This window comes from Alteripontixanthobacter muriae (assembly GCF_013336795.1).
Classification (GTDB): domain Bacteria; phylum Pseudomonadota; class Alphaproteobacteria; order Sphingomonadales; family Sphingomonadaceae; genus Pseudopontixanthobacter; species Pseudopontixanthobacter muriae.
In genome coordinates, this window is sequence record NZ_JAAFZT010000017.1 from 1 (window position 1) to 13,064 (window position 13,064).

Consider the following 13,064-nt stretch of genomic DNA (forward strand, 5'->3'; position numbering starts at 1 on the left):
CACTGAAGGCGCCCCCCAGGTCCCCGAGCATCTTGCCTACGAGTTCGTTGAGCGTGTCTGGATCTGGTTCGGTCATGAGAGCGCTTCGCCTGGCAGTGATGATGTGCCGCGGGCATTCATGCCAGCCACCATCGAGAGCGACCCGATACTTGCTGTATTCGTTTGCCTGAAGCGCAGCAGGTTCTGCCTCAATCCGCTAACTGTCAAGAAGGCTGTTCGCCGCAAGTTGCTCCTCAGTCACCCGTTCACCAACGGCAGCTAAGCCCGTTCACTGGACCAGGACCAGACTGTCTGCTTGCGGCCCAGAAGCAGGCAGCCGAACGTTCGGGTCTATCATGAATGATAGAGGCGGAGCGGAAGAGGCTTGGTGCTCGTCTCGGGGGGAGCAAAAACTGTGACCGCAGCAGGCAGCACCTGGAAATGAGCTGGCGTAGCGGTCACGATCTCGCCGTCCGTGTTAACCGGCATCGGGTGCCGTGTCTCGATATCGAACTCGACGCACCGTGCAGTCCGCACTTCCTTCCAAGCCCCATGGGTTCCAGTTCTGAAGGCCCGCGCCATGAGCACCGACTTCCACAGGTTCGGCATTTCCAAGCTATAGAGATCCAGTCGTCCGTCATCGATCGCGGCTGTCTCTGCGACGATGTTACCTCCGCCATAGAGGCGGCCGTTCCCGATGGCGATCTGATAGGTTTTGACCCGTGTGCCTGTTCCTTTCTCGACGATGCGAGCGCGAAAACGCTTGGCGCTGGACAGAACACGAAGCGCGGCAACAGCATAGCCAAGCCTGCCAAAGCGCTTCTTCACTTCTGGATCGAGCTTCTGCGCCAGTTCGCTGCTAAGACCAATGCTGGCCACATTGAAGAACGCATGGCCATTCACCATGCCCACATCGATCTGTTTTGTCTGACCGGCAACCACGAGGTCTGCTGCCGCCTCAAAATCGAGCGGGATTGAAAGAGTCCGCGCGAGATCGTTGGCGGTCCCTGCCGGGATGATGCCGAGCGGCAGCCGGCTCTCCATCACTGCCGGAGCGGCAGATGAGATCGATCCATCGCCGCCGCAAACTACAACTGCGTCCGACCTTTCATGAAGTCTTGTGATGTCCCGAGCAATTTCGGGGAGGTTCTCGAAGGGCTCCACGGTAACAGAGAAACCCCCAGCTTCCAACCGCGCGCGCACCGGCTGGTAGGCGCGAGCACCTTGCCGCGACTTTGCGTTGTGGAGGAGCAGAACGTGCTTATTTCTATGCGACGGCATCAGGCAAACCGATCGGACTGGATAGCTGGCAAGGGATGTCCGCTATACCCGTTTGGCGTCCAGAACCATACGGTCCGCAGTCGGCCAAAGAACAGCCATCTGCTGGATCATAGTCGGATGACAGCTAACCACCCCTATTCTGTTGAAGAAGTCGGTTTGAGGCGCAGTCGTTAGCGGCCCCAGGTAGCGGCAAGCGGGATTGCCATCTCGCTTATGCCATTGCGAGCTCCGGCATCGGGATCATCTTTGCCATTTTGCGAAGGTTTTGGGCTGCTGCGGCGAGGTGGAACTCGTCTTTTGCTCCATTGGGACCGCGAAGACGCAAGCGGTCCAGCTTCAGTATTCTCTTAAGGTGAGCGAAGAGCATCTCAACCTTCTTTCGCTGGCGACGAGAGACAAGATAGGCGTCGGTGGTGGCAATATTCCGGGCCATGTCTCGTGCGCCTTCGTGAACCGAGCGCATGATCTTGCGAGCTGGCATTCTGGGCGTGCAGTGCTGCTTGAGATCGCAGGTTGAGCAGTCCTGCTGACGGGCTCGATAGCGGACGAAGCCGTCGGCATTGGCGCGCGGCCGCGGTGTCTTGAAGTTCCGGTTAGATGGATGAAGCCGTTTGCCGCCAGGACAGACATAGCTGTCGTCCTCGTGGTCGAAGGTAAAGGCGGACCGCTCGAAGGTGTCATCGCTCCGGGCGGATTTGTCGAACACCGGGATGTGCGGCTCGATGCTTTTGTCCTCGACTAGCCAGGCAAGGTTCGGCGCGGAGCCATAAGCCGTGTCGGCTACGAGGCGCTCGGGCCAGATGCCGAAGCGCTCCTGTGTGCGGTCGATCATTCTGCGCTGGGCGGTCACTTCGGCTTGCCGTACTGAGGTCGTGGCCTCGACATCGACGATTACCGCATGATCAAGGTCGATCAGATAGTTGGTGCTGTAAGAGTAAAAGGCCGCCTCGCGCGTTGCCGCCGTCCAGCGTGCCGCAGGATCGGTGAGGTTAATCCGCTTGGGGGTCACCGGCGTTGCGCCGCCGAACGCGGCATCGTCGAGCACCTCGAGATACTCGCGCACAGCCCGGCCAGCAGCTTTGGGCGGCAACCCCTCTTCACCCGGCTCTGATCGCTGCCGGTGGACATCGGCACGGATCAGACTGGCATCGACAGCGAAGCCCTCGGCGCCCACCAGCCCCTCGGCCATGCACCGTTCGACCGTCATCTCGAACAGCTTGCGCAGCAAGTCGCTGTCGCGGAACCGGCCATGGCGGTTCTTGGAGAAGGTCGAGTGATCGGGCACGGCGCCATCCAGATCCAGGCGACAGAACCAGCGATAGGCGAGGTTGAGATGCACCTCCTCGCACAGCCGGCGCTCCGAACGGATGCCCATGCAGTAGCCAACAATCAGCATCCGGATCATCAGTTCGGGATCGATCGAGGGGCGACTCATCGCGCTGTAAAACGGCTTTAGGTGCTCGCGGATACCAGTTAGATCAACGAACCGGTCAATTGACCGCAGCAGGTGATCTGCCGGAACATGATCCTCGATGCGAAAGCTGTAGAACAGCGCCTCCTGCATCACCGTTCGTTCGCCCATCATCAGCAAATCTCCTGATTACGAAGATCACTGAATCAGTAGCTTGGCTCCCATGCAAGCTGACTTTTTCAACAGAATAGGGTTGTTAGCGGACAGGCAGATTCTAGGATCGGATATCCGAAAACTGCCTTTCGTTTGCACCTAACTACGCGCCAGCAGTAGCCTACGAAGCCGATTTTCGCGGTGCCTCGCTAGGTAATGAAGACGGGCCGCATAACCGCCTGGTCAACAATGGCGACTTCTGAACGGCGTACAGACAATCTTATTTGGCACCTTGGCTTCGTAGTGACTAGATTAAAACGCCAATATTCAGCCAAACTTCGACAACGTGAACATCATCTCCGGTAAGATCAGTCGTTAAACTAAAAATGCAATCTTTCTTAAAATCTAAATGGTAGCTACGCTGTCAAGCGTGAGGGGCGCAGTGTGCAACATACTGAAAATTCCGATTTGCCGGTTAACGATGGCGACGATGCATTTGCTGCTAACCCAGCAATGAAGGTCGATGTAGCATCCAGCTTTACCTATGCCTCCTACCAAAATGCCGTGCCGGTTATCCGCTCGATCATCATCGAAAACAAAACCAACCGACATTACCAAAATTGCCGCATTGCGCTGACGTCCTCACCTGCCTTCCTGCGCCCCAAAGTCTGGACGGTAGATTGGCTTGCACCGGGGGACAGCCTGACCTTGACCGACCGTAAGGTGGATCTGGATGCCGATTATCTAGCCGGTCTGAACGAGGCGGAGCGGGGCGAACTTCGCTTGTCTCTGTCGTCGCGCGGCGAAGTAGTGCACGAGCGCACGCTGGACGTGCGATTGCTGGCGCGAGATGAATGGGGCGGCGTTGGCGACATGGCCCAGCTTCTGCCGGCATTCGTTATGCCCAACGATCCTGGCATCGCGCAAACGCTGCGTAGTGCGGCGGAGCAGCTTGCCGCCAGCGGCCACCCCAGCGGCCTGGACGGCTATCAGTCAGGTTCACCGCAACGCGCTTACATGCTTGCCGCCGCAGTCTATTCCGCCATCGCTGGATTGGGGGTTCACTACGCCGAACCGCCAGCAAGTTTCGAACAGAGCGGCCAGAAGATCAGGCGACCCGCAACCGTGATCGATCAGCGGCTGGCGACATGTCTCGACACCGCGCTGTACTTTGCCGCAGCGCTGGAGGGTGCCGGTCTGAACCCAGTCATCCTGATGTTCGCCGGTCATGCCGCAGTCGGAGTTTGGCTGACCAAGCGCACCTTTGCCAACGCGATTGAGCCGGATCAGATGGAGGTACGCAAGGCGCTGGCCTCGCACGAACTGATCGTGTTCGAAACTACCGGCGTCACCCACCGCCCGGCCATGACGCTTGAAGCCGCGCAGTCAGCGCTCGACCACCGGATGAGCGAAGAAGAAGCGCAGGGCTTTGTATCGGCCATCGACGTGCGGCGTTCGCGCAGCGGGGGCATCACCCCGCTGGCGTCGCATGACCCCGCGCAACCAAAAGAACCCGACGACGGTAATGCCCCCGTTGCCCCACTACCGCTTCCGGCTGCGCCCGCTGTCGGCAGCCTGGCTATCGAAGAAGTCGAGGTGAAGCCGACAAGCGCGGCCGGCCGGATCGATCGCTGGCAACGCAAGCTGCTCGACCTGACCCTGCGCAACCGGCTGCTCAATTTTCCCGACACCAAGAAAACCATTCCGTTTGTCTGCACCAATCCAGCTTTTCTCGAAGACAGGCTGGCCGAAGGGGCCGCCATTCGCATCATCTCACTTCCAGCGCAAAATCCGTTGGGGGAGCGAGACGCGGCGCTCTACCGCGACGTACACGGCAAGGACATCCAGCGCAGCTTCGCTGCCGACGCGTTGCTGCGCGACGAATTGCCCTCGCCGCTGGAACTTCCTCAGCTCGACGCACGGCTGATCGACCTGCACCGCCAAGTCCGCAACGATTTCGCCGAAGGGGGCGCGAATACGCTGTTTCTAGCGGTGGGCTTTTTGCGCTGGAAGAAGAAGCCTGAAGACACGCGCAGCTATCGCGCGCCGCTGCTGTTGGTGCCGGTCAAATTGGAACGCAGCAGCGCCAGTTCGCCGTTCCGCATCCGCTATCACGAGGACGAGCCGCGTTTCAACGCCACGCTGCTGCAATTTCTTGAGCGGGATTTTGACCTGAAACTGCCGCAATTTGCGGGCGATCTGCCGGTCGATGACAATGGTGTCGATGTCCCGCGCCTGCTGGCGATGATGCGCCTTGCCGTGCGCGATGTGCCAGGAATGGAAGTGGTTGACGACGCGGCGCTTTCGACTTTTTCCTTCGCGAAGTTCCTGATGTGGAAGGATCTGGTCGAACGGACCGATGCCCTGCGCGAGAATCGGATGGTGCGCCATCTGATCGATACGCCGGAACAGGCGTTCGATGGGGGCGAAGGGCGGGCTGTCTTTCCTGAAGAAAGCGATCTGGACCGGGCGTTTGCGCCGAGCGATATCGTGTGCCTGTTGCCGTCAGATTCCTCGCAAACCGCTGCCAGCCTTGCCGCTGCTGCCGGGCATGATTTCGTCATCGTCGGGCCGCCGGGCACCGGCAAAAGCCAAACTATCGCTAATATGATCGCCAACTGCCTTGCGGTCGGCAAGACAGTGCTGTTCGTGGCGGAAAAGACGGCGGCGTTGGATGTGGTGTATCGCCGGTTGCGCGAACACGGCTTGGGCGACCAGTGCATCGAACTGCATTCGAACAAGGCCGACCGCAAGCATTTCCTCGGCCAGCTAAAGGCGTCATGGGAGCATAGCGCCGATGCAGACCAATCGGAATGGACCACGATCAACGAGCGGTTGCGACTGCGCCGCGATACGCTGAACGCCTATGTCGCCGCGCTGCATATGATTTATGCCAATGGCTGGACACCCTACAAGGCGCTCGGAATCGCGCTCCAGGCAACCGCGATGTGCGCGCCGGAACTGTCATGGCCGCAGCGCGATGCGCATGACGTCGCCACGCTGCTGGAACTTGAAGAACTTGCTGCTGAACTGGGCCGGGTGTTCGTGTCGGTGGAGCGGGTGCCCGCGTTGGAACTGGTCGATATCACAGCATGGAGCGCGGGGTGGCAGGAATCTATGCTCACCTCGGCGCAGTCGCTGCGCAACGCCGCCGACCTGCTGAACACATCGCACGCCGCCTATCTCTCCGCGCTGGGTATTCGGTCCGAGGCACCGGGATCGTGGACGGAGATGGAAGAACTGGCCGCTCTGGCCCTGGTGATGGACCAAGGCCGAGATCACGACCTCACCATTGCGTTCGATCAGGACTTTGCCGAATGCAAAACCGCGCTGGCTGGGCTTGAGCAGGCGATAACCCGCTATCGCTCCGCCGAACGTGGTATGAATGCAGCGTATTCAGCTCAATCCGTGCGCCAACTCGATCCGGAAGCACTCGATCGGCAGTGGCGCGAAGCGAATGCTGCGTTCTGGCCCAAATCGGCGCTCGACAAACGCAAGCTCGGCAAATTGCTGCAAAGCTATGCTGACAGCGGCGATTCGCAGCCGGAGGTGGATCTGCCGCTTTTGCAAACCATGAAGGATTGTCTTGCGGCGATTGACAGCAACCCGCTGAACGGGCGCGCGCTGCCCATCGACGGGCTGGACACCGATCCCGCAATTGTCGCCGATATTCTCACCCGTGGGCAGCAACTGCGCAGCGCGCTGCGCCTTTCCGGCCATGACGACGATGCGCTGCAAACCGCGGCCCGTTCGGCCGAGGCAGGCCTCCGCGCCTGCGAGGATAACCGGCTGCGCGCCGCCGGGGCCAGATTGCTGGCGGGCAAGCTCGGTTTTGATGTTGCAAGCCAGCAGTTCAGCGCGGCGGCAGGGCGCGATTTTGCTCCGGGCAACACTCATGAGGATTTGGCACAGCTCAGCCTATCGCTGAAAGCTCTGATGGACGCTCGCCATCTGCTGCGTGACTGGGCGGCATGGTGTCAGGTGCGCAACCGCGCGGCTAACTGCGGACTAGCGCCATTGGCGGACCATCTGGAAACCGGCCTGATCGATGCGAACGCCAGCCGGGCAGCATTCCGCACCGCCTATGCGCGGTGGTGGCTCCCGCAAATTATTGACGGCGACCCGGTGCTGCAAGACTTCCGGCGTTTTCAACACGAAAATACCATCACGGAATTCCGCGAAATTGATGATCTGGTCCGCTCACAAGCCGCGCACCGGGTGATCGGCGCTATCGCTCATGGCTTGCCCGCCGTTCAGGGCGTGTCGCGCAATTCGGAACTTGGGCTGCTGCGCCATCAGATGGAACTGCAACGGCCTAGCCAGTCAATCCGCGAGATGGTCGGCAAAATGCCGGATACATTCTCGAAGCTGGCGCCGTGTATGCTGATGTCACCGCTGTCTATCGCGCAGTATTTTCCGCCCACCCAGTCGCTATTCGACGTCGTGATTTTCGATGAAGCATCGCAGATTACCACCTGGGATGCGGTCGGCGCGATTGCGCGCGGCCGCCAGACGATCATCGTGGGTGACCCTAAACAATTGCCGCCGACCAATTTCTTCGGGCGCAACGAAGAAGACGAAGATGTGGCGGACCACGAGAAAGACCTGGAGAGCATTCTGGATGAAGCCAAGGCGGCGGGCGTCCCGGTGCGAGATCTGCGTTGGCATTATCGCAGCCGCAGCGAATCGCTGATCGCCTTTTCCAACCACCACTATTACCGCAACCGGCTCGTCACCTTCCCCTCGCCCAAAGTCGACGATCAGGCTGTGCGGCTGCGCAAGGTGCCCGGCGGCATCTATGATCGCGGCAAAAGCCGGACCAATCGTATCGAAGCGCAGGCCGTTGCCGATGAAGCGGTTGCCCGGATGCGCAGTTGGCTGAAACTGCCGGAACAGGACCGCCCGACGTTGGGCGTAATCACGTTCAATGCGCAGCAGCAATCACTGATCCTCGATCTGCTCGACGCTGCCCGGCGCGACGACCCGGCGCTGGAGTATTTCTTCGCTGATGAACGAATCGAGGGAACCATCGTCAAGAATCTGGAAAACGTGCAGGGCGACGAACGCGATGTGATCCTGTTCTCGATCACGTTCTGGAAGGATGCGGCTGGCAAGCTCACGATGGATTTCGGCGCTCTCAACCGCAACGGCGGCGAACGCAGGCTGAATGTCGCTGTGACACGGGCGCGGCAGGAACTGATCGTGTTTTCCGGCTACACCGCAGACCAGATCGACATTAGCCGAACCAAGGCGCTGGCGGTGCAGCATCTCAAGACGTTCCTCGACTTTGCCGAGCGTGGCGCAATCGCGCTTCCGGCGCAGGTTACGGAGTCGGACGGTGCCTTTGAATCGCCGTTCGAGGAAGCCGTGGCAGCGCAGCTTGAGCAGCGCGGTTGGATGATGGTGCCGCAAGTCGGCATATCCGGCTTTCGCATCGATTTGGGTGTGCGCCATCCCGATCTCCCGGGTGCCTATCTGGCGGGCGTGGAATGCGACGGCGCAACCTATCACAGCGCGGCCACCGCGCGTGATCGCGACAAAGTGCGCGAACAGGTGCTAACCGGGCTTGGCTGGAACATCCTGCGGGTATGGTCAACCGACTGGTGGTTCGACGCGCCGGGCTGTGCGGCAAGGCTGGACGGGCAGCTTAACGAGTTGCTCGAAGAGAGCCGGACAAAACATGCGGCAAGTGTAGAGGAACCGGAGGCAGCCGGGATCGGACATTGGCATATTGGGCACCAGATCGAAAATCTGGAAGAAATCCGGGATGAGGCGGCTGCCACCCTGGAGCCCGAACCGATGCCGATGCGCGACGATGCTGCCAGCGGTGACGCGGCACCTGTAGCCCCAAATACGCCCGCCCCTTCGGCATCGGCGGAAACTGCGCGCGCCAGCTATCGCCTAACCGACCTGTCCGGTTTTTCGGCCGATCCTGAACGCTTCTACGCTTTCACCTATCGCGATACCTTGCGGGCGATGGTGGACGCGGTGATGCACACAGAAAGCCCGCTGCGCACGGATGTTTTGTGTCAGCGGATCGCGCGAGCGCACGGCTGGCAGCGGACCGGGAAGCGCATCCGTGACCAGATCGCCATGCATCTTCGGGACTTTGACCGGACCACAGAATTTGGCGCAGAATTCATCTGGAGCAAGGGCGCAATCGTTCCGGTCCACCCGTATCGTCGCCCCGCAACCGAGGACGCGCGCCGGTCTATCGCCGATATGCCGCTCGCCGAACTGGTCGCGGTGGTGCAGGATAACCCCGGACTCCTCGATATGCCGGACCCGGCGCGTGATCTGGCGCGGGTGCTGGGGGTCGAGCGACTTGCATCAGCCTCACGCGACAGGTTGGACGAGGCTTTGGCTTGCGCGTCGGCGATCGCCGCAGCAATGAAAACGGATTGAGTAACCAGCTATGTTTCGTTTCATTCATTCCGCCGACCTGCACCTCGGCAAACGCTTCGGCAATTTCTCCGGCGACCTGCCGGGACGGCTCCGCGAAGCGCGCCACACGGTTATCGCGCGGCTGGCCGAACACGCGCATACCCACGGCGCAAGCGCGATTCTGCTGGCGGGCGACACGTTCGACACCGAAACGCCTGCGCCCGATGTAAGGCGGCAGGCGTTGGCGGAAATGGCGCGGCATAGCGCCGTCCAGTGGGTGATCCTGCCCGGCAACCACGATTCGTTACAGGCGGCACAATTATGGGCCAACATGCGCAGCGAAGCTCCGGAAAATGTCGTGCTGGCGGTGGAACCCGCGCCGGTCGCACTTGCCCCGCATGTTACCCTGTTGCCCGCGCCGTGTACCACGCGCAGGCCGGGCCGCGACCTGTCCGAATGGATGGATGCCGCCGCCACGGCCGATGGCACGATCCGTATCGGCTTGGCGCATGGCGCAATTACCGAATTTTCGGAGGACAAGGTGGCTTCCGACGTTATCGCCCCGGACCGCGCGGCCAGAGCAGGCCTCGACTACCTCGCGCTGGGCGACTGGCACGGCGCAATCGCGGTCAACCCGCGCACTCACTACAGCGGATCACCTGAGCAGGACCGGTTCAAGCATGACCGAATGGGCGAGGCGCTGCTCGTCAGCATCGCCGAGCAAGGCGCGCTACCGCAAGTCGAGCGGTTGCGCACCGGCAGCTTTTTCTGGCAATCGCTTCATCTGCACCTGCTCGATGGAGATGACCCGGTGGAGGCGCTCGCGGCGCTGCTGGCAACCGCCGCCGACCGGCGGCAGGCGCTGGTTCGCGTTCATGCCAGCGGCAACACCCGGCTTGCGGGTCGCACCGCGCTAGGCGAAGCCGCCGCCAATGCCGCGCATGATTTCGCCTGGTTTGCGATGGAGAACGACGCGCTGCATACGGTCTGTGAGGTTGACGATCTCGACCAGATCGACCGGGGCGGTGCCTTGCGGCAGGCGGCCGCTGCGTTGCTGGCGGAAACGCAGGATGATCGACTTTCCGCCGGTGAGCGGGAGATTGCCAATGCCGCCCTCGCTCGGCTTCACGCTTTCGCACAGCAGGTGGCGTGATGCGGATCACGGCACTGCGGCTGTTCAACGTCAAACGCTTCGCCAAGCGCGGGGTGGCCATTGAAGGTATCGGCGAAGGCGTCAACGTGTTGTGCGCAGCCAATGAATTCGGCAAGTCCACCAGCTTTGAGGCGCTGCACGCGCTGTTCTTTCAGCCGCATACCAGCACCGCTGGCGATGTGCGCAACCTGCGGCCTTATAGCGGCGGCAATCCGCAGATCGAAGCGGATGTGTTTACGGATGCCGGGCAGTTCCGGATCACCAAGCAATTCTACGGAGGCAAGTCTGCGCAAGTGGCCGATCTGTTGACCGGGAGGCTGATCGCACAGGCCGATGAGGCCGAGAATTTTATCAGCGAACTGATCCAAGGCGGGGCAGGCGGTCCGGCGGGGCTGTTGTGGGTCCGGCAGGGCGTGACCGGGATCGAAAAGCTCAGCCGCCCGCAGGAGGAAAGCGAAAAGCAGGTGCGTGCCAGCCTCCTCGAATCGGTGCAGGGCGAGGTCGAGGCGGTTACTGGCGGACGGCGAATGGGGGATATCGCGGCGAAAACCGCTGAGGCGCTTGGAGAGCTTGTGACCGCAACGGGCCGCCCAAAGGCCGGTGAACGTTATGCCGCCGCCAGCGAAAAACGCGATAGTCTGGTTCTGACGGAGCGCGCGCTAGAGCAAGACGTATTGGCCTTGCGCTCCGCACTGGACCAGCGGGCCATTGAGGCTCTGCGGCTGGCAGAATTGCAAAATCCCGAAGAAACGATCGTGCGGCAGACCGCTATCGCCGCCGCGCAGGCAGCAGTCGATACGGCCCGCCAGCTCAGCGACAAGTTGCAAGCGGCGGAGGCGGAACTGGCGCTGGCGCACGCCCGACATGAGACGAGTCAACGCGCCGATACTCAGTTCCGCGAAGCATTGGCCGAAGTCTCCAGTCTTGAGGGCCAGCGGCAGGAAGCGCAACGCAAGCGCGATGATGCGGTTGCCAAACGCCGGGGCGCAGTGACTTCTATCGAAACGGCGCGTACCGAAGCTCAAACCGCCGAAGACGATGCCGAGGAAGCGCGCGACCTCTTGGCGCGGCTGGGTGCCGCAGAAAAGGCGCGCGAAGCGGCGGATCGGCTGATCGAGCTGAAGCAGCGACTGAACGCCGCAGAAGCTGCCCGCGAAACAGCCGAACAGGCCGAAGCAGAACTGGCGCAGGTCGAGATACCCGCTAATGCGATCAGTGAGTTGCAGGATCTCGATATCGCGATCGCGAAAATTCGCGCCGTTCGTGAGGCGGCAAGCCCCACCGTTGCCATCAGTTACGACCCGGGACGCGCGGAATCTGTCATGCTGGACGGCGTTCCGCTGACCGATGGACAAGAACGCGGTTATGAGGGCAATGCGCAGCTTGTCGCGCCGGGAATTGGCACGATCACGCTGCGTTCGAACGGTGCAGTACTAAGCAGCGACCAGTTGGAGCAGACGGAGGCGCGCCGCGCCGCGCTCCTGTCCTCAATGGGCGTGGCCGATCTTGCCGCGGCGCGCGAACGGCAGATTGCGGCGCAGAAACTGGCAACGCGGATCAGCGAAACGCGCTTGGAACTCCGCTCGCTGGCACCTGACGGCTTGCCCGCACTGCGCGCCGCGATTGCTGCGATCACGCCCGCCGATGCGGAGCAGCTTGAGCTAAAGGCCGACCCGGTAGCAACACGGCAAGCGCTGGACGATGCCGAACAGCGCCGTCAACACGCAAACCAAGCGGTGCGCGATACAGAACCCTTGCGTCAAAATGCCGAAAGCGCATTTGTAAAAGTAGAGACGGAGCTGGCCACTCTGGCTGCCAAGATGCAGCAGGCGGCAGCAGTGCTCGGCCCGGCCGAACAGCGGGAAGACAGTGCAAGGAAATTGCGTGACCGGCTCATGGAACTTGAGGTCGATCTGGCGTCTTCGGAAGAGAATGCAACAAAGCTGCGCGCCCAAGCGCCCGATTTCGGAAACCTGGAAGCATCGCTCAAACGGCAGTTGTCGGCCGATCAGGCCAACGAGACCAACATGGGCCAGTTGCGCGAAAACATTGCCGGGCTGACAGCTCAAATCCGTACCCGGTCCGATGAAGCAGTCGAAGAAAAATGGAATGAAACCAAGGACGCACTGGCGTCCGCTCAGGCCCGTGTCGCGGCGTTCGAACAGGAAGTTGCGATTCTTCAGCGCCTATCCGCCGCGCTCGACACCGCCCGCGCAGAAGCAAGCGATCTGTATCTGAAGCCGGTAATGGCTGAACTGAAGCCGCTGCTTGGCCTGCTGTTCGATGACGTTAGCATCACCTTCGACGACAAGACGTTGTTGCCGGACAAGATCATGCGCAACGGCCAGGAAGAAGATGTCGACCGGCTAAGCGGCGGAATGCGCGAACAGCTTTCGGTCCTTACCCGCCTCGCCTTCGCTCGCCTGCTGGCCCATGATGGGCGTCCGGCGCCGGTTATTCTCGATGATGCGTTGGTCTATTCTGACGACGATCGGATTGAAAAAATGTTTGACGCGCTCCATCGCCAGTCCAGCGATCAGCAGATCATCATTTTCTCCTGCCGGCAGCGGGCTTTTGCGCAACTGGGCGGCAACATCTTACAAATGACAGACTGGGTGCCGCAATAGCGATCGCATCTCCAGCTTGTCATGCGGGTCCATTACGGCCGGGGTGCTGGGTCTGACCTGGGGTCGGATCGGTAGA

6 protein-coding genes are annotated in these 13,064 nt (G+C 61.1%); 4 read left to right on the forward strand and 2 right to left on the reverse strand.

Going from position 1 to position 13,064, the window contains the following annotated elements; genetic code table 11:
• Positions 1-262 (forward strand): hypothetical protein (locus tag G7A66_RS13930; protein WP_206675085.1); only part of this gene is annotated, 262 nt, incomplete at its 5' end.
• A 71-nt stretch (positions 263-333) separates the two neighbouring features.
• Here G7A66_RS13930 and G7A66_RS05535 read toward each other — a convergent pair.
• Positions 334-1,260 carry a lipid kinase gene (locus tag G7A66_RS05535; RefSeq protein ID WP_174294712.1) on the reverse strand — a complete coding sequence of 309 codons (927 nt, stop codon included), beginning with the start codon at positions 1,258-1,260 and terminating at the stop codon, positions 334-336.
• A 211-nt stretch (positions 1,261-1,471) separates the two neighbouring features.
• Positions 1,472-2,845 carry a transposase gene (locus G7A66_RS05540; protein ID WP_174294713.1) on the reverse strand — a complete coding sequence of 458 codons (1,374 nt, stop codon included), beginning with the start codon at positions 2,843-2,845 and terminating at the stop codon, positions 1,472-1,474.
• Between the two features lie 492 nt (positions 2,846-3,337).
• On the opposite strand from G7A66_RS05540, the gene G7A66_RS05545 reads away from it, so the two are divergent.
• From G7A66_RS05545 to G7A66_RS05555, 3 genes are read left to right on the forward strand one after another with little or no spacing between them, the layout of a single operon-like run.
• On the forward strand, positions 3,338-9,229 hold the full coding sequence (locus G7A66_RS05545; protein WP_174294714.1) for a DUF3320 domain-containing protein: 5,892 nt from the start codon (positions 3,338-3,340) through the stop codon (positions 9,227-9,229).
• A 10-nt stretch (positions 9,230-9,239) separates the two neighbouring features.
• Positions 9,240-10,361 carry a metallophosphoesterase family protein gene (locus G7A66_RS05550; RefSeq protein WP_174294715.1) on the forward strand — a complete coding sequence of 374 codons (1,122 nt, stop codon included), beginning with the start codon at positions 9,240-9,242 and terminating at the stop codon, positions 10,359-10,361.
• Complete coding sequence (locus tag G7A66_RS05555; protein ID WP_174294716.1) at positions 10,361-12,988, forward strand: AAA family ATPase; 2,628 nt, start codon at positions 10,361-10,363, stop codon at positions 12,986-12,988. The genes G7A66_RS05550 and G7A66_RS05555 overlap by 1 nt, the downstream gene beginning before the upstream one ends.
• Positions 12,989-13,064: the final 76 nt, after the last annotated feature.